The following is a 25,380-nucleotide window of genomic DNA, read 5'->3' as shown; positions in this document are numbered from 1 at the left end:
TCTTCCAGGGCCGGGGCGCGTGCGCCCCGGCCCTGCGTCGTCGTTACCCAATAATGAGCGCGCCATCGTGCCCCACGTGGGTCGTGGTGAAAATCACGCGCTTTCAGCTGGGATTATGCATAACCGCGGCGCGGAACTGCCCGGACGTGACTTTTCCGCAGTTCAACACGGGTGATCTGGGCCGCCCGGTCACACGTGCCCGGGCGTTTCTATCCCGGGATTCTGCATACTTTCAGCGTAGTATGCACTCGATGAGACCTACTGCTCAAAACTTTTCAGGCGCGGTGCCTAGACTTGCCAGCATGACGGAAAGTGCCACTCCCGCTGCCTACCCCGGTGCGGGCGTCGTTCGCGCGCTGGCGGAACGGCCCCGCATTCTTGTTGTCTGTACCGGGAATATTTGCCGATCTCCCATGGGGGAAATCGTGCTGCGCCAGCGGTTGCGCGATGCCGGTATTGATATTGCGGTGGCGTCCGCGGGGGTTTCGAATGAGGAATCCGGCAACCCGATTTACCCGCCCGCCCAGCGCACACTTACCGAACACGGCTATGACCTGCCCGATCACCACCGGGCCCACCGCGTCACCGCCGAGGAACTGGAAAAAGCCGGCCTGATTCTGGCCATGACCACCGGGCACGCCCGGGCGGTGCGCCGGCTGTGCCGCTCCCTCTCCCTTTCGCTGACCAATATTCACCTGTGGACCGAGTTCGCGCTGCCGGAGGTGGGGATCGCGCCGGAGGGCGTATTCGGGCACGGCGGCATTCTTTCCGACGACGCCGGGCGGGCCTCGGGCCGCCAGCATTCTTCCGATTTTTATTATTCGTCCGGCGAGTACGATGTGCCCGATCCGTGGGGCGGGTCGGCGCGCGAATTCGAAGCGACGCTCGCCTGCGTGGAAGCCGGCTCCGAGCGCCTCGTGGAGCTGCTGCGCGGTCACCTGCCCGTGGCGCGGTGAGCACTCGGCCTGAGGTGGGCACTCGTCACGCGGTGAGTACCCAGCCCGCGGCGCGTACTCGGTCCGCGGCGCGCGCCCGTATAGTTATGCGCCGGCGGAGGGTGTTGTTCGGCGCGCTCGCGGTGCTGCTGATCGCCCTGGCGGTGCTGGCCGTGCGCCAGATCCTGGCCGCCATCTACTACTCTCCCGCGGCCGTGGCCAGCCGATATATGGCCGCTCTTGAAGATGGCCGCGCTCGCGATGCCCTGGACCTCACCGATCCCGGCGCACTTTCCGGCTCCCTCGCTCTGCTGAGCGACGAAGTCTATCGTGCCGTCCCCGGCCGCCCCGCCCATTTCCAGGTGCGCGAAACCAGCTTCACTGAAACTGGAGCCGGCACTGGCACCGGCACCAGTAATGGTGCCGACTCCGGCAACGGCGCCGGCAATGCCGCTGGTACCAGTAACGGCGCCGAAATCAGCGTGCGCGTAGACGGCGTCGTCAGCTACAACGGCACCCAAGAGCCCCTGAGCATTACCCTGGTGCGCCGCGGCACCACCCCGATCTTGAGCCCGCGCTGGCAGGTGAGCGAGGGCGCCCTCGGCCAGCTGCGCCTAGAGCACTCCGCCGATCAAGCTTCCAGCGGCACCGCGCAAGCGTCCGGCAGCGAACCGTCAACCACCAGCGACCCTGCCTCCACCCCTCCCGCCCTCACCAGCATCAACGACGTACCCGTCGCTCTCGCGCCCCAGGAATCCGCCCCAGCCTTCCCCGGCGACTACACCGTCGCGGCGCCCGGCGATTCGCGCTACCTCACCTTCGGGGCCGGTGCCACCGCCACGGTGCGGCCCGGCCAGACCGCGGCCGCGCGTCTTAGCGCCCAGGCCACCCCGGCCGCGGGCGAACGCGCGGTGGAACTGGTGGAACGCCTCGTGGAAAGTTGCGTACGCGGTGATGGTACGACGACGCCGCCAGCTGGCTGCCCGGCCGCTTTCCGCAAGGATCGTACGTTCGGAGATACCCGCAAGGAGAAGCTGAGCTGGAAAGAGAAGCCGCAGGTGAGTGCGTCTGTGGAAGGGCTGGGCGGAACCGTGAGCGTGCGGGGAGGCGTGCTGGAGCGCAGCTACGAGTGGCGGCTTCTTGCCCCGCTGAACTGGGAGAAACGCTCGGACACCGCGCGGGTTTTCGAGCGGGAGCAGACGGTGCATTTCCGGGTGGAGAACGGGGACGTGGTGCTGGAAAGTGAAAGCCTGCGCTAGCCCGGGTTACCATGGAAAGCGCTAACAGCGGCGCGAGAGAAGAGGAAGGACGTATGAGCACCAACGTTGTGGCTGAGATTTGGCGGGAAGGCAACCTCCCGGCGGCGCGGCCTATCGATCATGCCCGGCGGGTATGCACCGGCACCCTGTGGGGCCTGGGCGCGGGCGTGGTGCTCGGACTCATCGCTTTCCCGAATGCGCTGGTCGGTTCGCGTGCGTTCTACCTGATCCCGGCCTTCGCGGTGGTGGCTTTTCTGCTGGCGCTGCCGTGGCTGATCCGCGATAAAACGCCGGCCGCGCCCGGGGTGGACGTGGTTGCTCGGGTACTAGGCACCGACGAAAGCCGGCGGATGCGCACGGTTGGCAATAGCCGCCGCAAGCAGGCGCTCATGGTGCCGGTGGTGGTCCGCCCGGTGGATAAATCAGCGGATTTCCGCACCGTTATCGCGGTGCACGGCGCCGAGCAGGCAGGCTTTGCGGAGAGCAAGCCCGGCACCCTGCTCCCGCTGCGCCAAACAGAAAAGGGCTACGGTGGCCTCGCCAATGTGGAGGAAGCCAGCCCGGAACAAGAAGCCCTCATGCGTTCCTTGGAACAGCGCCCGAAACTGCTGCCCAATACCGCGCCGGTGCTGCCGTTCAAGCCGCAGTCCCTCGACCGAGTCACCACCGGGGACCAGCTGGAATGGTGGGGTGGAATGATCGCCGGCGCGCTGCTCGCAGCTGTCATCATGGGCATCGTCAGCCTGCTGTAATTCCAAGAAGTACGACGACGCATATATGCACCCGGCCATTTAGGTGCATCGCGGCCCGGCCATGAGGCGAGCCCGCACAACTACATCGCAGGAAGCCATTGCGCACCGCTGGATAATTCAGTTAACATGCATTGAAGGCGGACGAGACAGTTGCCGTCAGAACGAACCCTAACGCGACCTGATAAGCAATGATGCTAATCAGAAATATGCGGGCTCTCATGCCACGGTCCGCCATCCTTGTTTCCTCTCAATACTTATGAGGATCTCCATTATGTTTGTGCAAAAAATTAGCTCGCGGCCCGTACTATCTCTCGTGGCTGCTGGAGCTTTAGCGCTCGCGCTCGCGGCCGGCGGGTGTTCATCGGAAAAGGGGGGCCGGATCCGATGCGACTGGGACAGGGCCAATGCCCGTGACTAGCGATGTGCCGGTATCAGTTACCGGTGGCTCGGATGAAGCTTTCGCGCGGGTTTCCGCAGCTCTTGATGAGGAACTCAAGGAGTCGGGTGCGCAAAAGAACTGGAATATGATCTACGGAGCCGGGAACGCTCGTACTTTGACGGAGCTTTCGGAGCGAGCGATTCCGGGTCATACGGATCTGAAAGAAAAAATCGTACTCTCCGGGGACGGAATAGTTGAAGTGAATGATACGGAGTTGGCTCCCATTGTTGCTCGTGACAAGAAGAATTACGCACAACTCGTAAGCGCTCTGGAGAAGAATTTCGCGCTCGGCCCGTTAGATGAAAACACCGCCCTGGATTACGCGGCTGTGTTCTATGTGGAGTGCGGTGGCGTTGGCAGGGAACGTGGGGGCGACAAGTGCCAGGCTCCTGCCGGAACTGATGGTTTCGGCGCGCTCCAGACCCTCAACTATGCGGAGGGAAAACTGGGGTCAGCCTACTTCTGGCACGTGTCACCTGAGGGAAACCTGGCGGATAACGTCTGGGAAAAGTACGGAAACTCCACGGTTGATTTTGAAGCGACACGGGGATTCTTCGTGACCGAGAAGTGATGACGCGCGGCTGGTCCTTAGCTGGCCAACAGCTTCTGGATGCGCTTGACGGACACCTTTTCCTTGGTACCCAACTGTTGGGCGAAAAGCGAGACGCGCAGCTCTTCCAGGAGCCAGCGGGCGTGGTCGAGTACCCGCGCGCGGCCCGGATCGAAAGCCGCGTAGCTGGCTTCTTCGCGGGCGTTCTCCACCGCATCCGCCGCGGTTTGCACCTGCCAGGCGAGCGAATCATCAGCTGCCGGATTCACCGCGGCCTTCTCGATGCGCAGTTTCGCGGCCTGGAGATAACGCGGCAGATCCCAGAAGCGTGCTGCCGGCGTGGCCCGCACAAAATCGGCGGGCATGAGCGCATCCAGATGGGCGCGCTCGTCGCTCATGGTGGCAAGCAGCGCCACTGAGCGGTTATCCCGCACCAGCTGCTCAACTTCCGCCCAGGCGGCCGCGGCCTTGCCCGCACCTTGCGCGATCAAGAACACTTCGTCCTCGAACTCGTCACGAGCCCATGCCTGCAATTCCTCGAATTCACGCCCGGAACGCAGCTCCTCCGGGCTGGCATCATTGGCCGCGCCCCAGCGGTCTGCGAGATTCCGCGCCGCCGCCCACTGTAGATCAGCCACCAGCGCCGCAGTAGACGGTGCCGGGCTGCCAGCCAGCTGCAAAGCCAGCTCGCCATCCCAGCGCGAGGTGATCCGAGCCTCGGGCAGCGCCAGCGCATCCGCGAGCAAACGAATCACGCCGCCGCGATGCACCCGCACCTGCTCACCCGGCTCCGCCACCACATCCAGCACAACCTTTCCGGCACGGTCAGCGAGCGCCGGGTAGGCACGAACCGTCCCGGCCGGGCCCTCAGTTTCAATAACCGCCGGGATAATCCCCTGCTCCACTTCGGGCCAACCGGTCAGAGCATCCCCGGATGCGAGTTCGGCGGCGGCCGCACCGGACGAACCGGTGGTGCCGGCCGAACGTGCGGCTGGCGCGCTCGCGGACGGCGTGCCGGCGGATGGGGTGCCCGCAGACTGTGCGCCCGCGGAGTGCTTCGTGCCCTGTTTCGCTGAGCTGGGCTTGCGTAACCGCGCCCGTGCCTCATCGAGGGCCTGGGCTACCGCCCCGGCCACCACGTTTTCCACCGCCGCCTTCGTTTGCGGGGCAAGACTGCGCTGCAAATATTCGAGCGACGTTGATTCCTCAAGCACCGCACCCCGCTCCGAACGCACCCGGAAATTCACAGTCAGATGCGCGGGAAGATTAACCTCCTGCCATGCGGCGTCGTCGATCTCAATACCACGCACGCGGGCCGTAGCCACGCGAAAAGCCTCCTCGAAAGAAATCGGTTCCGTTCCGTGTACGGCCTCCTCCCAAGTGGGCAGCACCGCGCGGATATCGCGGGCGACGTCGGGAGCGGGCACCAGGTTGCGGCGTACGCGTTTGGGCAGCGCGCGGATCGTGGCGACCACGAGTTCGTCCAGCATCCCGGGCACCAGCCAGTCGAAACCGTCCGGGCGCAGGCGCGGGAGCAGCGCGATGGGCACGTCCACGGTGATGCCGTCGTTGAACGAGCCCGGCGCGAAGGTGTAGGTGATGGGCAGCGTGATATCGCCCTGGCGCCATTCGGTGGGGAAGTCCTCTTCCGCGGCGCTTCCGCCGGCCCCGCCCAGCAGGAAATCCTGCGTGAAATCGAGCAGTTCGGGGCGCGCGTGGCGTTCCTTCTTCCACCAGGAATCGAAATGCCGCCCGGAGACCACGCTCTCCGGGATGCGCTCCTCGTAAAATGCGGCCAGCGCGTCATTATCAGCCACCAGCCCGTGGCGGCGCAGCTTATCTTCGGTGCGACCGGCCTCCTCGAGGGCCGCGCGGTTGCGGGCCAGGAACTCGTGGTGAGTGCGCCACTCGCCCTCCACCAGGCCGTGGCGGATGAACATCTCGCGGGCCAGCTCGCGCGCCGCATCCGAACCGGAAGTCGCCAGCAGCACGGGGCGGTCCGCCACCAGGGTCACCCCGTAAAGCGTCACCTTTTCGTGGACCATCGCCGCGCCGTTCTTCGCCGACCAATACGGCTCCGAATAGGAACGCCGCACCAGCTTCTTCGCCAGCGGCTCGATCCACTCCGGTTGGATCGCGGCCACGGTGCGGGCGAACAGCCGGGATGTTTCCACCAGCTCGGCGGCCATCACCCACTCCGGGGTGCGTCGGTGCAGGCCAGAGCCCGGCCAGATCACGAAATGGGTGCCGCGCGCGCCCAGGTAATCGCGGCTGCGCGGGGAATAATTGCCGATATTGGACAGCAGCCCCACCAGCAGCGACCGGTGAATCGCCCCCGACTCCGGGGTATCCGAACCGCGCCCGAGCTCGCGGCAGGCGTGCGCCACCGCCCCGGAATTCGGGGCCCCGCCCAGCTGAGACGCTCCGCCCCCCGCACCCGCATCGGCCGCGGCGCGAATCTGCTTCGAGCTGGGCAGCGCCAGGCGGCGGATCGTCAGCTCCAGCGGCCGCGCCATCTGCTCAAGCTGCGCCACCACATCCGCCCACTCGCGATAGCGCAGGTAGTTGAGGAATTCCGCGCGGCACATGCGCCGGAACGCCGAACCGGACAGCTCGCGCGCCTGGGTGCGCAGATAGCGCCACAGCGTCAGATACGCGAGGAAATCCGAGGAGCCGGCCGTGAAACGCGCGTGGAATTGATCGGCCTGGGCGCGTTTCTCAGTGGGGCGCTCGCGCACATCCTGCACCGACAGCGCCGCCACCAGCACCAATACTTCGGAAGCGCACCCGTTGCGCTGCGCCTCGATCAGCATGCGGCCCAGGCGCGGGTCGATAGGCAGGCGCGCGAGCTGCCGCCCGATGGCGGTCAGCCGCGGGGCGTGGCGGCTGTCCGCCCCGAAGGCACCCGCCGCTCCATAAGTAATCGCCCCGATTTCTTCGAGGAGCTGGGTGCCGGCCCGCACCGCCCGCGCTTCGGGCGGGTCAATAAAAGGAAAATCGTCGACGGCGCCCAGCCCGAGCGCGAGCATCTGCAAAATCACCGCGGCCAACGAAGTCCGCTGAATCTCGGGCTGGGTGAATTCGGGCCGAGCCAGGAAATCATCCTCGGAATAGAGCCGGATCGCCACCCCGTCCATGACGCGCCCGCAGCGCCCCGACCGCTGATTGGCGCTGGCCTGCGAAATTGGCTCGATGGGCAGGCGCTGCACCTTCGTCTTATTCGAGTAGCGCGAAATGCGCGCGGTGCCCGGGTCAATCACGTACTTGATCCCGGGAACCGTCAGCGAGGTCTCCGCAATATTCGTGGCCAGGATAATGCGCCGGTAGGGCCCGGGCTGGAAAATCCGGTGCTGTTCCGCCGCGGAAAGCCGCGAAAACAGCGGCAGCACCTCCACGGCACCCGGCGCGCTGGAGCTCCTCCCGGGCGCCACATACCGCGCCCCGAGCTCGTCATCAAGGGCCTTGGCGGTATCGCGAATCTCGCCCTCCCCGGAGAGGAAGACCAGAATATCGCCCTCACCTTCCGCCATGAGCTCCTCGGCAGCCGCCACGATTCCACTCACCTGATCAAGTGCCGCGGCCCGGCCCGGGGTGCGCGGCGCGGTCACGCGCTGCGCACCGGCGTCGTCGTACTGTTCGCCGTGCTCCGTGCCCTGGTCCTCATCGAGGGGCCGGTACCGGATCTCGACCGGATACGTGCGCCCGGACACTTCGATGATGGGCGCGGTATCGCCGGGGCGGCCGCCCGCGCGGTGCTCGCCGAAATGCGCGGCGAAGCGCTCGGTGTCGATGGTTGCGGAGGTGATGATGACTTTGAGGTCGGGGCGCGCGGGGAGGAGCCGCGCGAGGTAGCCGAGGATGAAGTCGATATTGAGGGAGCGTTCGTGCGCTTCGTCGATGATGAGGGTGTCGTAGCGCAGCAGTTGCGGATCGGATTGGATCTCCGCGAGCAGGATGCCGTCCGTCATGAGTTTGACGAGCGTGGTGGGGCCCACTTCTTCGGTGAAACGCACCTGATAGCCGACGGCGCCGCCGACTTTCTGCCCCAGTTCGGCCGCGATGCGTTCGGCAACTGACCGGGCGGCGATGCGCCGCGGCTGGGTGTGCCCGATGAGGCCGGTGATGCCGCGGCCCAGCTCCAGGCAGATTTTCGGCAGCTGCGTGGTTTTCCCGGAGCCGGTTTCCCCGGCGATAATAACCACCTGGTTCGCGGCGATGGCCGCGCGGATCTCCGCGCGCCGAGCGGAAACGGGCAGGGTCTCCGGGTAGCTAATGCGCGGGACGGCGGCCTTGCGCGCTTCGAGTTGCGCGGGGGTGAAAGGCCGCGGCCCGCGTGGGTTGGTGCGGTTGCGGCGGGCGTTTCGGCTGTTGTGGTGGCCGCGTTTGTCTTGCGTGCCGGTGCGGTTGGAACGACGACGGCGCGAAGCGCCACCTCCCTGCCGGCCGGTGGAGCCATCACCGTTGTGCTGGTCGGTGCGAGCGTGGTGGTTGGCCTCGCCCTTGCCGGAGGGCGCTGCGGGTTCCTGAGACTTATCCATATCGTGCCTCATTATTCCACGCCTCCCCGGAGCTTCCTACCGGCCGGGGTTGGCCGCGGGCTAGTGAAACAGGTGGGGCCCGGGCGATTGCCCGGCCCCCACCTGCGTCGTCGTGCTAAAAAGCGCCGCGCTGGAAAGCGCCGTACGCAAAAGCGCCGCGCTGGAAAGCGCCGCGGCTCAGGCGCGACTACACGTCAGAACGCGAGCCTAGATTCTAGTTTGAAGTGCAATAGCGGGTGTCTGCCCTGAGTTTAGCCGATCAAAAACCTCTCGCGGGGACAACCACTCCAAACACTTACGCGGCCGATGATTGATCTCGTCAATAACGTCTGCCAAGTCACTTTCACTCAACTCCGTGAAACTCGCCCCCTTAGGCAGGTACCGGCGTATCTCCCGATTAAACCGCTCGTTCGTGCCGCGCTGCCAGGAAGAATACGGGTCAGCGAAATAGGTAGGAACCGCATACTCATCGGCAAGCTGGTAGTGGTAAGCGCACTCTGACACCTCTATCCGCCCCGTGACTGTGTCGCGTGGCAGCCCGGACGGAACGAGTTTTCCGTCGAGGCATGTCACGCAATGCATGTCAAGGAAGCAAGCTTATTGAGGTGCTCGACCTCAATAAGGCCGACTTTTCATTGGTATAGCAAGGGAAAGTCGGATTATTAGCAACCATTTCGGGGGTGGTGTCTACTACTGGTCTGGTTCAGTAGCCCAACTGTGAAGCGGGGCTACTGCATTGAGGCGTAAATATTTACGAAAATGAGTTACGAATGTAGTGGGGTGGTTTCGCTACCGTGCTCCACGAGTCAGCTCCGACCGCTTCTTGGCCGGCTTCAGCTTTGCTGGTTTACCATCAATGGAGCTGCTGAATGATGGGGAAGTGCCTCTCGTTCATCATTTGCTAGTGGTTTTGCTTGGGAAGTGGCACTTGTCCATCATTGAGCCTGGGTTTGTGCGTCGCGGTGACCTAAATTTACGTCATGAGGCTTGAAGACTTTACTGCCCCGCAGATGGGTTCGTTGGTGGACATTGCGGGCAGTGATCCCATTTTGGGTAGTTGGGAGCACAAGGCGTTCGTGCCCGCCGTGCTTCCTTCTGAGATGCCTGAGCTGTCTGGGCGGACTGTCGTCCAAGTCGCAAATGCCAGGTCTAGCTTGGCTGCTTTGGACGCTGTTGCTTTACAGCTTCCTAACCCTGCTCTTTTCAGAAGTTCTGCTCTTCGTCGGGAAGCGCAAAGCACCTCTGCTTTGGAAGGCGCATATGCTCCTCTGGAGCGAGTCATGACAACTGATGTTGACTCGCCAGAAGACGAGACCATGCGTGAGATCGTCAACTATCTGGATATGTCCTATGCGGCTTTTGAATGGTTGAGTTACGGGAGAGAAATATCTGTTGGGATGCTTACTGCCCTGCAGGGGGAGCTGATGAAAGGCACTCGACTGGCTGGGCAATCCGGACGGCTGCGAGAGCGTCAGGTTGTCATAGGTAAGCGAAGTAGCGCCAAAGCAAATGAGCCAGCGATACTTTCCTCTAGGTTTGTTCCAGCTCCTCCGGGGGACTTGCTGATTTCGGGCGTCGAAAGGCTGGTGGAATGGATAGGGCAGGATCATTCTGAGCGGATAGACCCCGTGGTCGCCGCCGCAATGTCGCATTATCAGTTTGAGACTCTACATCCGTTTATGGATGGCAACGGCAGGCTCGGTAGGCTGCTGATAGTTCTGCACCTGATGTCTCAGGGTGTGCTTTCCGAGCCGACGCTTTCCGTTTCGCCTTGGTTTGAAGCCTGTCAAGCAGAATACTATGACCGGCTGCTTGCGGTAAGTACCGCCGGTAACTGGGATGAGTACGTCGAATTTTTCGCCAGAGGAATAGGGCAATCGGCCAGCCAGGCCTTGCGCCAGGTGCAGGAGCTGATGCGTGTTCGAAATGTGCTCAAAGGCAAAGTGCGTGATTCTGGTCTACGTTCAGAAGCGGGTCTGCGTGTGGTCGATTTAGCCATCGCGAAAATCACTTTCACGACTAAGGCGCTAGCGGAAGAACTGGATCTTTCAGTGGCGCGAGCGGGCGAGCTAATTAGGCAGCTAGAGAATCTGGAAATCTTGGCCGCCGTCAACGAGAGCGCTCGGCCGAAAGTGTATTTCGCGCCTGCGATCGTTCGGGTGTTGGTTTGAGCCTGAGCCGACAGCAGCCTTCGGGGCGCTTTGGCGGGCATCTCGGCTGGCTTTTCCGGCTGTGAGGGGGTGTGCTTCTCCTGCTGGTTTACCATCACAAGCGCCGATGAATGATGGGGAAGTGCCCATTGTCCATCATTCGCGAGTGCTTTTGCTTGGGATCTGGCGGTTGTCCATTATTTGTTGTGGGTTCCGCTCGGGAAAAGGTCGTTCTCCGTCACTCAGGACGGGTTTTGCTCGGGAAGGTGGTGTTGCCCGTCATTCGCCGGTTTGCCTGACTCGTGCAGATTAGTGACCCGACTGCCGGCTGCTGAGGGGTGGTGGGTCACTAAGGCTGTGCAAGTCAGGCCGGAGCTTCCTACCGGTTGGGGTTGGCTGTGGGCTAGTGAAACAGGTGGGGGCCGGGCGATTGCCCGGGCCCCACCTGCGTCGTCGTGCTAAAAAGCGCTGCGCCGGAAAGCGCCGCGGCTCAGGCGCGACTACACGTCAGAACGCGAGAAGCGCCAGCCACCCAGCGCGAGCAGCACCACCGCCAGCGCGCACCACAACCCCAGGCCGATGGCCGGGCTGGAGACCGTGAACGAGGTGACGTCGGCGCCGGCGTTGAGGCCGGGCGGGCTGAGCGCCGCGGTGAGGAGCATCGGCGGCAGGTAGGGGATTACGAAACTGCGCACGAACTCGGAGGGAATAAGCGCGAGCACCGGGGATAGCATCATCACCGCGAGAATCAGCACGATGGTGCCGGCCGAACTGCGCAGCAGGTAGCCGATTCCCAGGGCCATCCACGCGGAGGTGACCATGGCGATGATGAAGTTGAGGTAGAGCCACCAGGCGTCGCCGCTGAACCCGATGGTGAGGCCGAAGAGGGTGCCCACCACGGCGCCCAGCACCAGGAGCACCAGCGTGGTGACCAGGGCAACCAGGCTGAGCGCGAGGGTGCGGGCGGCCACGTTGCGCCAGCGGCGCGGGTCGGCGCTCACGGTGGAGCGCATGGTGTTCGCGGCGTATTCCGAGCACACCGTGACGGCGCCGAAAGCCACCATGATGATCTGGAAAATGCTGCTTGCGCTGATGAGGACGTAGGCGGCGAGCGAATGCTCCGCGCCCATCGCGGTGGCGTAGGTGTTGAGTTCGAGCTCGCTGGAACCCCAGGCGGTTAGCGCGGTGATCGCCAGCGAGAAGAGGGTGCCGATGATGAGCGTCCAGCGCAGCGAAGGCAGCGTGAGGATTTTGCGCAGCTCGGAGCGCACGGAGCGGCCCAGCGTGACGCGGTAGCTCGGCGCGGCGAATTGGCTGATGCGCGGGGGGAGCTGAGCTAGCTGCGGCGCGGCGGCACCGGGAGCGCCGGGAGTGCCGGGGCCAGGAGTGCCGGGCCCGGCGGGAACAAAAGCGGTACTCATTGGTGGCCTCCCGGGAGGTTCGTGGCGGGGCGGCCCGCGCCGTATTCGACGTCGTGGCCGGTCAGGTCCATGAAAATATCTTCCAGCGAGCGGTGGATGGTGGCCAGTTCGTCCAGCTGCACCCCCGCCTCGAAGGCGATTTTGCCGATGTCCGCGCGCGAACCGCCCGGGATCGCGAAACGGGCGATGGGTGCGGGTGCGGCGTGCTCCCCGGGCGCCGCGGCTGCGCTGGCCGTGGGCGCCGCGGATTGCGCGGCGGTTGTGCCGGGTGCGGGTGCCGCAACCTCGCTAGCATCCTGGAAGTCCAGCCCGGCCGCGCGCAGCGCGCCCTCCAGGCCGGCCCGGTTCGGGGAAGCCACCAGCACGGTGGTGTTCGCCGCTGCCTCGGTGAAGCTTTCGATGGGCCCGAAGGCGATCATGCGCCCGCGCCCGATGACCAGTAGGTCGTCGGCGGTTTGCTGCATTTCGCTCATGAGATGCGAGGAGACCAAGATGGTGCGGCCCTGCTGCGCGAGCGTGCGCATAAGCAGACGCACCCAGCGCACCCCGTCCGGATCCAGGCCGTTCACGGGTTCGTCAAAGAGCAGCACTTCCGGGTCGCCCAGCAGCGCCGCGGCAATCCCGAGCCGCTGGCCCATGCCCAGCGAGAAGCCCTTGAGCTTGCGCTTGGCCACGCTCCCGATCCCGGTCAGCTCGATCACTTCGTCCACGCGCCGCGCGGGAATCCCGTGGGTGGCCGCCAGAATCTGCAGGTGGCTGCGCGCGCTGCGCGAGCCGTGGAAGGCCTTGCCGTCCAGCAGCGCACCCACCGTGGTGAGCGGGGAGGCGAGCTGCTCGTAAGGCAGACCGGCAATGAGGGCGCGCCCGGAGGTGGGGCGATCCAGCCCCATAATGCAACGCATCGTGGTGGATTTGCCCGAACCGTTCGGGCCGAGGAACCCGGTGATTTTCCCGGGTTGGAGCTGGAAACTGAGGTTATCGACCGCGGTGGTCGCACCGTAGCGTTTCGTCAGGGCTTCGACTGTTATCACAGGCAGTCCTTTCGTGCTGGATTAGGCAACGTCACAATTCTACAGTCGCCCCGCCCGCTCCCCGGTGGCGCTCATCTCATGGACGCACCGCCGCCCCGTGTCTCGCCGCCCCGTATTCGCGCAGTCCTAGAATGTGCCTATGCCGCAATCCTCACGCACCACCACCCGCATCCGCGCCCTCGACGGCATCCGCGCGCTCGCGATCATCGCGGTGGTGCTCTATCACATGCGCCCGGCGCTGCTCACCGGCGGTTTCGTGGGCGTCACGGTGTTCTTCGTGCTGTCCGGCTTCCTCATCACCCGCAGCGTGCTGCGCGAGCTGAGCCGCGAACGCCGCTTCTCCTACCGGCGCTACCTGCGCCGTCGCCTCCTGCGCCTGTGGCCCCCGGTTCTCGTCACCATCGCGGGGGCTGCGCTCCTCAGCTACCTCATCGCGCCCAGCCTCCTCCCGAAAGTCCAGGCCGACGCCCTACCCGCCGCGCTTTTCGCGAGCAACTGGGTCTATATTTTCCGCGAGGTCCCGTATTTCGCGGCGTCCGGGCTGCCCTCCCCGCTCACCCACCTGTGGTACCTGGGGGTCCTCGCCCAGTTTTACCTGGTCTGGCCGCTTATCCTGCTGGCCCTGCGCCGGGTGCGCTATTCGACGCTCCGGATCGTGGCGGGCCTGGCCCTCGCATCCGCCCTGCTCATGGCCGTGTTGTTCTTCGCGGGCCCGGATTCCACCCGCGCCTACTACGGCCTGGACACCCGCGCCGCCGAGTTCCTCATCGGCGCGCTCGCGGCTCTCGTTTCGCCGTATGTTGCGTCGTTGTGGCCGCGCGCGGATAGTACGACGACGCCGCAGCCTCCCACCCATTCCGCCACCGCCGCTTTCGCGTTGCGGGTGGGCACCGGCGCCGCTCTCCTGGCTTTGCTGGCGCTGGCTGTATGGGCGGATGGCGAATCGGCCCTCACCTACGCGGGTGGTTTAACGACGACGGCGCTCCTGGCCGCCCTCATTGTGCTCACCGTGCACAACCCGCGGCTCGGCCTGAGCCGGGTGCTGGCCAGCGCGCCCTTGGCTTACCTGGGTTCCCGGTCCTTCTCCCTCTATCTGGTTCACTACCCGCTGCTTCTGCTCATGAATCCGGCTACCCGCACCGCGGAGATTTCCGGGGCGGCCAAAGTCGGGCAGCTGCTGGTGGTGGGCCTGGTGGCGGAGCTGTTTTATCGCTGTGTGGAGCAACCGAGCGCGCGCCTGGCGCGGGCCGGCTGGCGCACGGGCCTGCGCAGCTGGTGGACTGGCCTGCGCGCGTGGCGCAGCGATATGCGCGCGTGGCGCACCGGCCCACGTAACTGGCGCACCTGGCGCAGCCTGGTGAGCAAGCACCACCTCAGCAGCACGATCTTCGCGATGCTCAGCGCGGTGTCTCTCCTGCTCGTGGCTCTGCTGGCTTTCGCGCCGATTCCCTGGCAGCGCCTCGCGGATTCCCGCGCGGTGGCGCTGCGCCCCGAGCTCGCCGCGCCCGCGCCTGCTATCTCCGCCCCGGCTACGCCGACTCCCACTCCAACGCCGAGCTCAAGTGCCCTCCAGCCCATCGCCACCCAAGTCCCGGCCAACCTGGATACGTCAGCCTGGGCCAAGGACCCGGCCACCGGCGTTTGCTCCGCAAACGCCGTGATGATCGGCGATTCGGTCACCCTGGGCGCCACCGAAGCCCTCAAGGAAGTCCTCCCCAATTCGGTGGTGGACGGCAAGGTCAGCCGCCAATTCGCTGCCGGCGCGGAGGTCTTTGCCCAGCGCCAAGCTCTGGGGGAGAAACCGCGGGTGCTTATCTACGCCCTCGGCTCAAATGGGCTCATCGGCAGCGAGGCAGATATTCAAAAACTTGTGGACGCCGCCCAGGGCCTGCCCGTCTATTTCGTGACGAACCGCAGCCCGTTGGAGGCCCAAAACCCCAATAACGAGCTGCTCAAGTCCTATGCCGCCTCCCACCCCAACGTTGGCATTATCGACTGGTGGGCAGCCACCGAAGGCCACGAGGAATTCCTGCGCGACGATGGCATCCATCTCACACCCACCGGGCAGCAGCACTTCGCTACCCTTATCCAGCAGGCCCTGTGCGGGGCCTAAGCCAGCCGGAAAGGTAGGCGCGGTGCGCGTTCTTAGTTCTCTTCTCGGGTTGCTCCTGGCCGCCTTCGCGGTGTTCACGGTGCAGCCGGCCTGGTTCGGTCCGGCTGCCCGGCTCGCCACCGTGGTGCCCGGGGCTCAGATCATGTCCAGCCGCGGGGCACTCGCGCTCGGGATGCTCATCGCCGCGCTCGCGGTGGGGCTGCTCGGCGCGGTCCGTAGGTATTTCGGGGGTGGGCGCGTGGCGGTGAGCTGCGCCGTCGTACTACTACTCGTGGCCCTGGCGCATGCCGGAACCTTGAGCGGACGCGGGCTGGAGCGGGAGACCCTCGGCGCGCCCGCGGCCGGCGAGCTTACCGTGGTGCAATACAACACGGAGGGCGGGCGCGTGGACCTGGATCACCTGGCCGATGCGATTGTGCGGGTGGGTGCGGATGCGGTCTCGCTTATTGAAACGTCGAGCGAGGCCGGCGCGGAGATTCAGGAGAAACTGGCCGCGCGCGGGGCGGACTATCAGCTTTTCGACGGCGGGGTGTCGCGGTATAGCGCCGCGTGGCGGTCCTCGGTGCTGCTGGTGTCTGCCGCGCGCGGGGAGTATGAAGCGGTGGATCTGAGTGAGACGTACGGGGAGGATGTGTCGCGTGCGGTGGCGGCGGCGCCGCGCGGCGGGGCGCGCCCGGATGCTCCGATGTTCGTGGCCGGGCATCCCACAGCACCGGTACCTGCGTATATGGACTTGTGGCGCGCGGAGGCGCGGGCGCTGTACCGGGTGTGCGAGGCCGTGCCGGATGCGGTTGTTGCAGGGGATTTTAATTCGACGGCGGACCACCAGGCTGCCCTCAGCCCCGGCTCTACCTGCCGCGATCTGGGGGCCGACGCCGGTATCGGGGCGGTGGGGACCTGGCCTACCACGGTGCCCGCGCTGCTGGCCTCGCCGATTGATCGGGTTATGAGTTCGGGGGCTTACCGCGGGGTGGCCGGGGAGATCATCGACCCGGATAACGCCAGCGACCACCGCGGCATCATCGTGCGGCTCAAGCCTGTCTAGTAACCCTCAGACAGACAGGTAACGTAGGCGGTTCAATCCGCGAGGGCTTGGAGTGCGATGGCACGGTTGTTGCGCACCACGGAGCGCACCTGAATCTCTTCCCATTCCCGCATGCCGCGCTGGAGCGCTTCACGTGCCTCGGGCGTGCAGGCCACCCCGAACTCGTCGATAACGAAAAGAAGAACTTCTTCCAAACAGGGCCGGAATCTGCGCCCACCTACCGGGAAGTGGACATCGGCAATCCGGGGAGTGCGCAGCGCATTCTTGAGGCGCCGGCGCGAGCGGCGGGAATGCTTGCCGCCCAGGAGCAAAGCATGTGTCCATTCATCACGGTGGGAATGCACCTGGACATGCGCACAGGGAATATTCGACCGCGGTGAGCGAATATAATCCCACCGCACCAGCGGCTCTTTTCCAACCCTCCCGTGAATCACTGAGAAGGTTGACTCATTGACAGCTAGAAGCCCGGTCTTCGAATTGAGGAAAACCTCGTAATCGAAGCGGACAATGAGGAAACGATCAACGCGAATATCTCCCGACAGGATTTTTGACGGGAAAGCCGCCTTTGCGGTTTCGTGTTTCACTAGCGAGAAACTGGGGTCAATGAGCTCCCCAATTAGCTGTAGATGCGCCGCGAACTTATCGGCGCACTCATTCAAATGTGCGTTCACCACGGTACAACTCCTCGAAGCGATCCAGGATTTCCATTTCGAAGTAGGCGTTAGTTTCTTTTGGCCCGAGCTGGTAGTTATCGGCACGCCAGTCGAATTCTTCCCGGGTCATTCTGACCTCCTGCAAGATTTCTTCTTTGCGCTCGAGAACCTCCTCCAGTGAGTTGTAAACACGGTCTGGTAAGCACAGCCGATCCTCAGCAATATCCATTTGTCTCACTCCTTCAATCGCCTCATGGCGAAGTAGTTATGCGTGCTTCTCCGTCATTCTTGCACGGTATGCAAGTGCGAAAAAGAGCTACCCACAACCTGTGGAAAAACACGGAGTAATTCTGTGGATAACTTGAGCCAGCCATCGAATAGCCTGCGCGATCTTGCCGTTCTCGTTGACTGGTTTTGGCAACCTGACTACTTTGAGTCAAGTCGGGAAACCTTTAGTCGGCCCCGGTAAGACGATAGGCTAAACGCAGGAGCGGGGAGGCATCGTGGTCAATGTAGAAAAGTACGAAAACACCATCTTGTTCTTGGCGGCAACGCAAGAAGACGATGCCGTGCATGGGAGCCAAAAACTGGCCAGCCTCCTCTACTATGCCGATTTTGATCGCTTCGAGTACAAGGAATCGATGGTCTCCATTACCGGGGATACCTACCGGAATCGCAGAATGGGGCCGGCCCCCGAAGCCTACCTCGATATTGCCAAGGGTATGGCGGAACGCGGGTTGCTCGCGATAGCGGAAAAAGACAAGAACACGGAGTCGCGTGCCACGGGTGTATACAAAGGCTTGCGCGAGCCAGATATGTCGGTTTTTGACGAGGGTGATCGGGTCATCTTGGAGCGAGTTCGCCGGACCTACTCACGCTTGAGCCGGGCGCAGCTGGAAGCGCTGTCCCGCCGCGAAGCGCCCTGGGCAGGCGCGAGCCTCGGGGAGAGCATCCCTTACGAGGCGGCTTTCTATCGGGGTACTAACTTTGACAGTTAGCTACCCTTCGTGCTGTATTCCCACTGTGCGTTAAGTGGCCCGGTCACGTTGGAGGCAGGCCTCGAATATGACAGCAACGCTAAGGTGGAAACCACAGATAGGGGGTGACAACAACGATGAGCCAGCTGGCCGATATTCTTGCGCTCGCGCGTAAAACCAATAAGAAGATCACGCAGCCGGTACGCCTCGCCACCCTGCTTTACGAAGGAATTGACGCTGCCCTCATGGAGGTTGATCCGGGCGCGCTCCTGCCATGCCAGCTTGAACGCGAACAAGCCGCTCACGATATTGCTACCTGGCAAGAGCGCAGCATCAAGATCCTCTCGGTCTTGGATCATGACTATCCCCAGTATCTTGCCCAGGTTCGTGATGCGCCCTTGCTCATCTACTACGAAGGCAAGATTGATCCTGTAGACCGGGCTGTTGCTATTGTTGGCTCACGCCAGGCCACACGGGGTGACTGCGAACGTGCCCGGTTGATCGCCCAGATGATGGTTGAGCAAGGTTATAGCGTTACCAGCGGGTTGGCACGCGGCATCGATACCGCGGCGCACGAAGGGGCATTGGAGGCTGGTGGGCGCACCATCGCCGTGATGGGAACCGGTATCGATATCACCTATCCGCCCGAAAACATCCAGCTACGTTCGCGAATTATTGAGAGCGGGGGTCTGGTCCTCACCCAGTTCGAGCCGGGTGTCGCGCCAACCAAGGCGTCTTTCCCGATGCGCAACGCCACCATGTCCGGATATTCCCAGGCAACCATTGTGGTGGCTGCCGGTGAATATTCAGGGACCCGTAACCACGTACGCTCTGCATTAGCGCACGGGCGCAGCGTTATCTCCTTGCGCCCGTGGCTCGCGAAACGCAGTGGGCGCGCAAGCTCGTGGGTAATCCTGGCGTGTATATCGCTTCCACTATGAAGGAGATTCTCCAGGCCCTGGCGCACATTGCCCGCGCCTATAACCTCTTTGCGCTCACGTGATCCTAGATCACTCTGCGAGAGCTTGGAGTGCGATGGCGCGGTTGTTGCGTACCACGGAACATCTCCTCCAGCGCCTCTACCACACCACCCCAATCCCACTCCTTGAAAACTTCAGTCCCCTAGAATGGAAGACGTGGATTTGGATACGCTCTCGGAATGGTCTCCGGTTGTTTTTGACCTCTTAGATATTTTCGGGGTGTTCGTGGCGGCCATCCTCGGCGGCATGGTGGCCCGCGAAAAGTCCTTCGACATCGTCGGTTTCGTTATCGTGGCGATTATCAGCGCCCTGGGCGGCGGCATGCTGCGCGATGTCCTCATCCAGCAGGCGCCGCTTCTCAAGGAACCGCCGGTGGCGCTCACCAATCCGTACTACCTCAGCTGTGCCCTGCTCGGGGCGCTGGTGGCTTACCTGCTGCGCCTGCGCGGCAAATGGGTGCGGCGTTTCATGACGGTCATGGACGCCGCCGTGATGGGCGCCTGGACCGCCACCGGCGTGATCAAAACTCTCAACGCGGGGCTGGGTGTGATGCCGGCTGTCATGATGGGCATGATTACTGCGGTGGGCGGCGGGCTTATCCGCGACATCACGGTGGGCCGCACCCCGGTGATTTTCGGCGGCAATACTCTCTACGCCACGGCTTCGCTTATCGCGGCGTTCCCGGCGGTGGTGCTGTGGTACAACCACGCGCCGATGCTGGCGATGGCGGTTTCTACGCTGCTCGCTTCCCTGCTGGTGATTCTGGCTCGCGTTTTCGAGTGGTCCCTGCCCGTGAACCGCGACTATTCCGTCAATGACACGCTCCAGCACGTGAGTTCTTCGCTCAGTCGCCGCATGCATCGCTTGCGTGATGAGGAGCATCGCCGCCAGGCGCGCGCCGAACGCCAGGAACGTGCGGTACGACGCCGCAACCAATCCCGCCAGTCGCTTCGCGCGCGAGCGCTCAGCAAGAAGAGCCAAGCGAATTCTTCCGGCTCGAGCGGCTCCGGCGATTCCGGGCCGAGCGGTTCCGGGAAACCTTCCAGTGGCGGGTAATCCTCGGGCAGTTAATCAGCCACCCCTTGTGCAACACCCCGTTCGCAAAGGGTATACGTCGTGGTTTTCACGCCCTGCCCGTCCGAATGTTACGGGTCACACTGTGAATCACACTCTTAGACATTTAAAAGTGTTCCCCCGATTTTCGATGTCTGGCGGCGGTTTTGGCTGCTAACTATAATTCAGACTGCCAAAATCGCCTTGAGACTATTAAAATTCACACGCAGACTGCGAAAAATAGCATCAGACTATCAATTAAGGCTGTGAAACTGTGAGTCTAACTATGAGTCTGGCGTCCAGACTTTCAGTCTGCGCGCATTGCGCAGCCGCACCATTTGCGCCCCGTTCGCTGCCCATTGACCCACCGCCCGCGCGGTAACTACAGTTACCAATGTGACCCAAGAAGCAAGCGAAGAAGCTTTTGCCGCCGCGGATTTTTACGAAAAAGCCGACGGCGGTCGCGGCCCCAATACGGTTGGCGCGCCGCTCGGCCAGGCACTCACGCGTGTCTTGCTCGCGAATATCGAGCTCAACGCCGCGAACCGCAAGCTCGATACCGCGGTAGAAGAAGCGCGCGCATCCGGCGAAAGCTGGTCCGCCATCGGCCGCGTGCTCGGCATGACTCGCCAGGGCGCCAATAAACGTTTTTCTTAGCCGAAGCGCAGCGGGAAGTGTCCTCTCGCGGCCAGCGTGATTGACCCACCGCCCACGCCGTCGCTACATTTACTTATGTAACCGGGACTACAACCCACGCCGAAGGAGGCCATCGTTCCGATGTCGCTGTGATCCCCACTCAGCCCCGCTGAGACGCCGCACCCCGCACCCGCGTCCAAGGAGATCACCATGCCTGCCCTCATTCTTGATAATATTTCATTTTCTTACACCGCCCGCCCGCTCCTCGACCGCATTACCCTGCGCCTCGCCACCGCCGACCGCGCCGTCCTCATCGGCCCGAACGGCTGCGGCAAAACCACCCTGCTGCGCATCGCCGCAGGTCACCTCAGCCCCGAACGCGGCACCGTCACCCGCACCGACGCCAGCACCATCCCGTGGAACCCCGTGCCGAACGACGACGCCGCCGCGACCGTCGCTCACTTCCTCGACAGCACCTTCGCGCCCGCGCGGGAACTACTCGCCCGTTTCGAAACGCTCAGCGCACGCCTGGGGGAGGGCGGCCCGGTCGCAGCCGAATACGACCGGCTATTATCCGAGATCACCCGCCTGGACCTGTGGTCGCTCGAGGACAGGGTCGACGACGCTTTGGCTGGTCTGGGCCTGGAAATGTTGACCGGGAGCGGGCGCTCGCGGGAGTTGGCCACGCTCTCCCCGGGTCAGCGCGCGCGGCTGAACTTGGCTGTCACTCTGGTGGCCCGCCCGCAGGTTCTTATTTTGGACGAGCCCACCAACCATCTGGATGTGGAGGCGAGTGCATACCTCAGCCATATGCTGCGTTCCTGGCCGGGCCCGGTGCTCATGTCCAGCCATGATCGGGCTTTTATTGAGGATGTTGCCACGCTCATTGTGGATATGGATGTGAGTGTATGGGCGCAGCTGGCGCGTGCTGAAGCTGGCGGCGAGGTGCGCGGGGTGTGGGAGTGCCGCGGTACTTACACGGATTATCTTGAAGCCAAGCGCGATGCGGAGCAGCGCTACCGGGCGCTCTACCTGGCCCAACAAGAAGAAAAGACGCAGCTGCGCGCGCATCGCCAGACGGCTGGTGGCATTGCCCGGGGCGGGGTGCGCTTGGCCAATGCGGAGGGCAAGGCGAAGAAATTCTTCGCGGACCGTGCCCAGAGCACGGCCACCCGCCGCACCCGCCACGACGACCGTAAACTCGAAGCCCTCGCCACCCGGGAAGTACGCAAACCCCGCGGATACACTTTTGCGTTCCCGGATTACGCTGGTGCGCCTGCCCGCCAATCCGCCGGCCTCGCGGTATCTGCTCGCGCGGCAGCGATTCCCGGCCGCCTCGCCCCGGTTACCTTCGACCTTTCCCACGGCGAGCACCTCGTGGTCACCGGCGCCAACGGCAGCGGCAAATCCACGCTCCTCACCTGGATCGCCACCGGCACCCCGCCGCCTGCTACGTCATCCGTCGCGGTATCGCCCGACTCTCTGCGCCTCACTGCGTCTGCTACCGTCGCGCAGCCTGCCGTGGCACCCTCCGCGCAGCCTTCCGGCACTCTCTCCTGCGCGGGCCCGCTAGCGTTCGTCCCGCAACGCCTCCCGCGCTGCGGAGATCCCGGTTTTAACCCGGAGGTCTGGAACTCTAGCATTGGCGATCTGGGTACCGGCATCCTGCACCCATCCATGTGGGCAACCCCGATCCCCGAGCTTTCGGCCGGTAACCAGCGCCGCGCCCAGCTCGCTCTCGCGCTCGCGGCCCAGCCTGCTGTCCTCGTCATCGACGAACCCACCAACTACCTTGACCTGGCCGCCATGCACGCTCTCGAGGAATCCCTGGCCCGCTGGCCAGGCACGATCATCCTCGCCACGCACGACCGCTGGCTCATCACCCACTGGCCCGGCCCACGCCTCCACCTACCGAACTCGCGTCTTACCGTTCCGGAATCGAAGGGGCTTCACCTCCCCACCCGCACCCGGTAGTCTCAATCTTGCACACCATAAATCCAACCGCGCGAAAGAGGTGGCCCCAATGGAGTTTCCAGATTCGATGCTTAATCAGGCTGATACGCATACCAACGGCCAGGCACCTCCAAGTACTCCACGTGAGTTATACGTACCGAATGAACTCACCGAGCAAGTAATTGAACACGCGGAGAAGATCATGGCCGGCGAACTTCCGGAAGACGGCGCCGTTTTCGATAATCTCCGCGACGCCCTCACCTTCCTCGACACTCTCGTCTAAACGGTACTCTCTCAAACGAGTACTGCCATTACGCAGCTGGCCACCTGTACCGCTCCCTCATTCGCCCAGATTTCTCGCAGGCGCTTCGGGAATTGTTGGTCGCTGCGCGGGGAAGAGACTACCTATCATTATTGGGCTGTTGGCAAGGCGACGGGGCGGGTGGCTGCGCCACCCCCCCCGCGTCGTCGTAAAAAATGTGCTGCGGATAATGTATACGATGCCACATTTTTGCAATAAGCTGGGGTAGGAGACTCTGTCGGTTTTCAAGGGCTGTGAGGGGGTAGGTATGATCACCGTTTTTGATGTTGCGCGGTTTTTTATTCGGAAATCTCCTACGCGAAGCATTCCCGCTATTACCTTGCAGAAGTTGTGCTTCTATGCTTACGGGTGGTATGCCTACGAAACTGCCCGGCCCCTTTTCCGCGAACGTTTTTATGCGATGAAGCACGGGCCTGTCATATCCGACCTATATTCGGCTCATGCTAAAACCATTGACGTGACGGAAGAGCCGCTTGCACGTGCCCAGGAGCGTCACGGTTTTTCACCTGCTGAGTTTTCTCTTTATGAAAAAGAGATTCTTGAGGCCGTGTGGGATTACTACAGCCCGCACGATAGGTGGGAGCTTCGGGATATGACTCATGAAGAACAGCCCTGGATTACTGCCTGGAATAACCGGGTAGAGGGAAGCGAGCGGGCCGATCTCCCTAGCTCCGATATTATCGATCACTTCATAGCTAAAAAAGTCCCGGAAGGGTTGGAATTGCCTGAGCGAGCGGTGACGGTTTTTGAAGAGGAACCTGTTGCCGATTTCGATCACGGGTCCTTCGTTGAGGATATTTTGGCGCTGTGTCGGGCATGAGCCTGTTATCGAAGCATGGCCTGGAGCTTACCCAAATTAGCGCAGGCCATGATCTTTCGTCTTTTTCCACGCTTGGCGATGGCGACTATCACGGAACCTGGCTGCGCCGTCATGCCCTGCGCGCGGATAGCGAAGATCTTTGCCGAGTGTGGGTGGTACTTCCGAAAAACAGCAACGTTCCTCTCGGGTATTTTTGTCTTTCCTCGTACTCGGTATTGTGCGATGATGTCCGGCGCAGAGACAAGTATTTCGATCCGAAAAATGGCGGTACCGCTGGCTCCTATAAAATGCATCCGGCTGTTTTGCTTGGAAAATTTGCTCTCGATGCTTCTTGTGCCGGGAAGCCACCATTTGGTGTTCTCATGATGTACGGCGTTTTTTCTTGTTTCCTGGATAGCATCAGGTTTTCTAGCGCCAGGTATCTTGTCTTGCATACTGGCGATGACGCTTTAGTTCAGTACTATCGCAAAAAGTATGGTTTTAAACCAGCGGTACGCCAGGAAAACGACCTGATAACAATGTACGTGACTGGTCAAGAGATTCGCGATGCACTCGAAAAAATTGCGGCGGGTCTTGGCGTCTAACCTGACTGAGCTCATCACCCACTGGCTCGGCCCGCTCCATTATTCCCTCATGCGCCCTAATTCGGCATCGGCTTCTCAATCACCCGCCCGTTTGCCGCGGTCAAGTCCCACACCACGGTGCAGGCCGGAGTTTCCTCCCGCGTTGATCCATCCGACTGGCGCACCGCAATCGTGGCGCCCGGCTTCTTTACCGTGAAGTCGAAAGACTCAATCACATCGGTGTTCCGGTTGTATGCCACCCACCCCCGCGTGATGATCCACCCGTCACCCTCCGAGCATCCCTCGAGGAGGCGACTATCGGCGGCCGGCACCGCGGTTCCCTCGCGCACGCTCCCGTGGGAGACGCCCCTCTCGTCCGCCGGCCCAAAATTGGCATGCTCAATCAGGAAACGCATATCGCTTTTCAGAACGGGGCCGCCCTCAGCATCGTCCGGCACCCGCGTGCGCACGGTATAGTCACTCGCCTCGTCGCCCGAGTAGGTCACTGCAATGCGCCGTTCGCCCACGTAATTGAGGTCCTCCGGGCCGCCCTTGGTATTGTCCCAGTGGATAATTCCCATCTCCGCTTCTGCGAGTTCGTCCACGAACCTCAGCGCCTCGCGGGCAATCGCCTCGCTGGTGTCACCGCTGCCTGCATTCTGTTCCGCCGCCGAGGCGCTTGGGCTTGCAGCGTTTGCCCCGCCACCCGCATCTTCCTTCAAGGCCGACGACGCCGCGCCGGTCTCGCTCCGCGATCCCGCCGCGGGGGCCTGGCTGCTACTCGTGCACGCCCCCAGCAAGCACACCGCACATATCCCCGCCACACCGCGGGCCACATTGTTCCATGCCATGCTTCATCCTACCGCCGCAACGAGCGGCCCAGATTCCAGGCAGGCAGGTCAGGCCGGCGCTTCGCTCGCCTCAGCCCCGGCATGTACACCGCCTTGAACATGTTCCTCAAGCAGACCATTCACTGTCAGGGATTTCCTTTCCGCACTGCTCTCCCGGCCGAGCCATCCGCGCACAAAACAGCAACGCACGCCTGTATCTCCGCGCACATCATTCTTTTCGACGACGCCGCACCTCCGCGCGCTGCGCACTTGGCCCGCACTATCTCTCAGCGACGGGCCCGTTATCGGGTAGTAGCCACGCGCCTATTTCGCGGATTAAATACGGGTGGGCATCACAAC

At 63.0% G+C, this 25,380-nt stretch carries 22 protein-coding genes; 15 read left to right on the top strand and 7 right to left on the bottom strand.

Going from position 1 to position 25,380, the window contains the following annotated elements; genetic code table 11:
- The first annotated feature begins 302 nt into the window (after nt 1-302).
- From ACRQEC_RS07880 to ACRQEC_RS07865, 4 genes are all read left to right on the top strand, one after another.
- The gene (locus ACRQEC_RS07880) at nt 303-956 is read left to right on the top strand and encodes a low molecular weight protein-tyrosine-phosphatase (protein ID WP_284890448.1); all 654 of its coding nucleotides are present in this window, start codon (nt 303-305) and stop codon (nt 954-956) included.
- Nucleotides 957-1,057: 101 nt separating this feature from the next.
- Nucleotides 1,058-2,194: a hypothetical protein gene (locus ACRQEC_RS07875; protein ID WP_284890447.1), complete on the top strand. Its 1,137-nt coding sequence runs from the start codon at nt 1,058-1,060 to the stop codon at nt 2,192-2,194.
- A gap of 53 nt (nt 2,195-2,247) precedes the next feature.
- The gene (locus tag ACRQEC_RS07870) at nt 2,248-2,946 is read left to right on the top strand and encodes a hypothetical protein (RefSeq protein WP_284890446.1); all 699 of its coding nucleotides are present in this window, start codon (nt 2,248-2,250) and stop codon (nt 2,944-2,946) included.
- Between the two features lie 404 nt (nt 2,947-3,350).
- Entirely contained in the window at nt 3,351-3,956 is a 606-nt protein-coding gene (locus ACRQEC_RS07865) for a hypothetical protein (RefSeq protein ID WP_284890445.1), read from the top strand.
- Nucleotides 3,957-3,973: 17 nt separating this feature from the next.
- Here ACRQEC_RS07865 and hrpA read toward each other — a convergent pair whose 3' ends face one another.
- Both hrpA and ACRQEC_RS07855 read right to left on the bottom strand, forming a co-directional pair.
- Nucleotides 3,974-8,473 (bottom strand): ATP-dependent RNA helicase HrpA, encoded by a 4,500-nt coding sequence (hrpA, locus tag ACRQEC_RS07860; RefSeq protein ID WP_301575068.1) that lies wholly within the window; start codon nt 8,471-8,473, stop codon nt 3,974-3,976.
- 207 nt (nt 8,474-8,680) lie between these two features.
- Nucleotides 8,681-9,055 (bottom strand): IS30 family transposase, encoded by a 375-nt coding sequence (locus ACRQEC_RS07855; RefSeq protein ID WP_369281069.1) that lies wholly within the window; start codon nt 9,053-9,055, stop codon nt 8,681-8,683.
- 398 nt (nt 9,056-9,453) lie between these two features.
- On the opposite strand from ACRQEC_RS07855, the gene ACRQEC_RS07850 reads away from it, so the two are divergent.
- Complete coding sequence (locus ACRQEC_RS07850) at nt 9,454-10,644, top strand: Fic family protein (RefSeq protein WP_284890440.1); 1,191 nt, start codon at nt 9,454-9,456, stop codon at nt 10,642-10,644.
- Nucleotides 10,645-11,123: 479 nt separating this feature from the next.
- Here the strand turns inward: ACRQEC_RS07850 and ACRQEC_RS07845 are convergent, their stop codons facing one another.
- Nucleotides 11,124-12,044 (bottom strand): hypothetical protein, encoded by a 921-nt coding sequence (locus ACRQEC_RS07845; protein WP_284890439.1) that lies wholly within the window; start codon nt 12,042-12,044, stop codon nt 11,124-11,126.
- The gene (locus ACRQEC_RS07840) at nt 12,041-13,075 is read right to left on the bottom strand and encodes an ABC transporter ATP-binding protein (protein WP_284890438.1); all 1,035 of its coding nucleotides are present in this window, start codon (nt 13,073-13,075) and stop codon (nt 12,041-12,043) included. Before ACRQEC_RS07840 ends, ACRQEC_RS07845 begins: the two co-directional genes overlap by 4 nt.
- 139 nt (nt 13,076-13,214) lie before the next feature.
- Here ACRQEC_RS07840 and ACRQEC_RS07835 point away from each other — a divergent pair, with 139 nt between their 5' ends.
- Together ACRQEC_RS07835 and ACRQEC_RS07830 are read left to right on the top strand one after the other, a co-directional pair.
- On the top strand, nt 13,215-15,188 hold the full coding sequence (locus ACRQEC_RS07835; protein ID WP_284890437.1) for an acyltransferase family protein: 1,974 nt from the start codon (nt 13,215-13,217) through the stop codon (nt 15,186-15,188).
- 22 nt (nt 15,189-15,210) lie between these two features.
- On the top strand, nt 15,211-16,233 hold the full coding sequence (locus ACRQEC_RS07830) for an endonuclease/exonuclease/phosphatase family protein (protein WP_051278324.1): 1,023 nt from the start codon (nt 15,211-15,213) through the stop codon (nt 16,231-16,233).
- 32 nt (nt 16,234-16,265) lie between these two features.
- On the opposite strand, the gene ACRQEC_RS07825 is transcribed toward ACRQEC_RS07830, so the two are convergent.
- Both ACRQEC_RS07825 and ACRQEC_RS07820 read right to left on the bottom strand, forming a co-directional pair.
- Nucleotides 16,266-16,907: a hypothetical protein gene (locus tag ACRQEC_RS07825; RefSeq protein ID WP_301575069.1), complete on the bottom strand. Its 642-nt coding sequence runs from the start codon at nt 16,905-16,907 to the stop codon at nt 16,266-16,268.
- Nucleotides 16,885-17,115 (bottom strand): hypothetical protein, encoded by a 231-nt coding sequence (locus ACRQEC_RS07820; protein ID WP_284890435.1) that lies wholly within the window; start codon nt 17,113-17,115, stop codon nt 16,885-16,887. The genes ACRQEC_RS07825 and ACRQEC_RS07820 overlap by 23 nt, the downstream gene beginning before the upstream one ends.
- Before the next feature lie 274 nt (nt 17,116-17,389).
- On the opposite strand from ACRQEC_RS07820, the gene ACRQEC_RS07815 reads away from it, so the two are divergent.
- From ACRQEC_RS07815 to ACRQEC_RS07780, 8 genes are all read left to right on the top strand, one after another.
- Nucleotides 17,390-17,884 carry a Panacea domain-containing protein gene (locus tag ACRQEC_RS07815; RefSeq protein WP_284890434.1) on the top strand — a complete coding sequence of 165 codons (495 nt, stop codon included), beginning with the start codon at nt 17,390-17,392 and terminating at the stop codon, nt 17,882-17,884.
- 104 nt (nt 17,885-17,988) lie between these two features.
- Nucleotides 17,989-18,804 (top strand): DNA-processing protein DprA, encoded by an 816-nt coding sequence (locus ACRQEC_RS07810; protein ID WP_284890433.1) that lies wholly within the window; start codon nt 17,989-17,991, stop codon nt 18,802-18,804.
- Between the two features lie 186 nt (nt 18,805-18,990).
- Nucleotides 18,991-19,899, top strand: a complete 909-nt coding sequence (locus ACRQEC_RS07805) for a trimeric intracellular cation channel family protein (RefSeq protein WP_284890432.1) — start codon at nt 18,991-18,993, stop codon at nt 19,897-19,899.
- A gap of 393 nt (nt 19,900-20,292) precedes the next feature.
- Nucleotides 20,293-20,553: a hypothetical protein gene (locus tag ACRQEC_RS07800; protein ID WP_284890431.1), complete on the top strand. Its 261-nt coding sequence runs from the start codon at nt 20,293-20,295 to the stop codon at nt 20,551-20,553.
- A gap of 189 nt (nt 20,554-20,742) precedes the next feature.
- The gene (locus tag ACRQEC_RS07795) at nt 20,743-22,506 is read left to right on the top strand and encodes an ATP-binding cassette domain-containing protein (RefSeq protein WP_284890430.1); all 1,764 of its coding nucleotides are present in this window, start codon (nt 20,743-20,745) and stop codon (nt 22,504-22,506) included.
- Between the two features lie 49 nt (nt 22,507-22,555).
- Complete coding sequence (locus ACRQEC_RS07790; RefSeq protein ID WP_284890429.1) at nt 22,556-22,768, top strand: hypothetical protein; 213 nt, start codon at nt 22,556-22,558, stop codon at nt 22,766-22,768.
- A 286-nt stretch (nt 22,769-23,054) separates the two neighbouring features.
- Nucleotides 23,055-23,627 (top strand): Panacea domain-containing protein, encoded by a 573-nt coding sequence (locus tag ACRQEC_RS07785; protein ID WP_284890428.1) that lies wholly within the window; start codon nt 23,055-23,057, stop codon nt 23,625-23,627.
- A complete protein-coding gene (locus ACRQEC_RS07780) occupies nt 23,615-24,211 on the top strand; it encodes a hypothetical protein (protein WP_284890427.1) in 597 nt (198 codons plus the stop codon). The genes ACRQEC_RS07785 and ACRQEC_RS07780 overlap by 13 nt, the downstream gene beginning before the upstream one ends.
- Before the next feature lie 56 nt (nt 24,212-24,267).
- On the opposite strand, the gene ACRQEC_RS07775 is transcribed toward ACRQEC_RS07780, so the two are convergent.
- A complete protein-coding gene (locus ACRQEC_RS07775; protein WP_284890426.1) occupies nt 24,268-25,041 on the bottom strand; it encodes a hypothetical protein in 774 nt (257 codons plus the stop codon).
- Nucleotides 25,042-25,380: the final 339 nt, after the last annotated feature.

The organism is Actinotignum saccati, assembly GCF_051265055.1.
GTDB lineage: Bacteria > Actinomycetota > Actinomycetes > Actinomycetales > Actinomycetaceae > Actinotignum.
The sequence above is the reverse complement of the archived record's forward strand: the minus strand, read 5'-3'. Positions and strand labels throughout refer to the sequence as shown.

What these genes read in the sequence shown, in the direction of transcription:
- ACRQEC_RS07790 (WP_284890429.1), top strand. Translation starts at nt 22,556, where the DNA reads ATGGAGTTTCCAGATTCGATGCTTAATCAGGCTGATACGCATACCAAC.
- ACRQEC_RS07785 (WP_284890428.1), top strand. Translation starts at nt 23,055, where the DNA reads ATGATCACCGTTTTTGATGTTGCGCGGTTTTTTATTCGGAAATCTCCT.
- ACRQEC_RS07795 (WP_284890430.1), top strand. Translation starts at nt 20,743, where the DNA reads ATGCCTGCCCTCATTCTTGATAATATTTCATTTTCTTACACCGCCCGC.
- ACRQEC_RS07805 (WP_284890432.1), top strand. Translation starts at nt 18,991, where the DNA reads ATGGAAGACGTGGATTTGGATACGCTCTCGGAATGGTCTCCGGTTGTT.
- ACRQEC_RS07855 (WP_369281069.1), bottom strand. Translation starts at nt 9,055, where the DNA reads ATGCATTGCGTGACATGCCTCGACGGAAAACTCGTTCCGTCCGGGCTG.
- ACRQEC_RS07870 (WP_284890446.1), top strand. Translation starts at nt 2,248, where the DNA reads ATGAGCACCAACGTTGTGGCTGAGATTTGGCGGGAAGGCAACCTCCCG.
- ACRQEC_RS07850 (WP_284890440.1), top strand. Translation starts at nt 9,454, where the DNA reads ATGAGGCTTGAAGACTTTACTGCCCCGCAGATGGGTTCGTTGGTGGAC.
- ACRQEC_RS07820 (WP_284890435.1), bottom strand. Translation starts at nt 17,115, where the DNA reads ATGGATATTGCTGAGGATCGGCTGTGCTTACCAGACCGTGTTTACAAC.
- ACRQEC_RS07880 (WP_284890448.1), top strand. Translation starts at nt 303, where the DNA reads ATGACGGAAAGTGCCACTCCCGCTGCCTACCCCGGTGCGGGCGTCGTT.
- hrpA (WP_301575068.1), bottom strand. Translation starts at nt 8,473, where the DNA reads ATGGATAAGTCTCAGGAACCCGCAGCGCCCTCCGGCAAGGGCGAGGCC.
- ACRQEC_RS07845 (WP_284890439.1), bottom strand. Translation starts at nt 12,044, where the DNA reads ATGAGTACCGCTTTTGTTCCCGCCGGGCCCGGCACTCCTGGCCCCGGC.
- ACRQEC_RS07775 (WP_284890426.1), bottom strand. Translation starts at nt 25,041, where the DNA reads ATGGCATGGAACAATGTGGCCCGCGGTGTGGCGGGGATATGTGCGGTG.
- ACRQEC_RS07835 (WP_284890437.1), top strand. Translation starts at nt 13,215, where the DNA reads ATGCCGCAATCCTCACGCACCACCACCCGCATCCGCGCCCTCGACGGC.
- ACRQEC_RS07865 (WP_284890445.1), top strand. Translation starts at nt 3,351, where the DNA reads ATGCCCGTGACTAGCGATGTGCCGGTATCAGTTACCGGTGGCTCGGAT.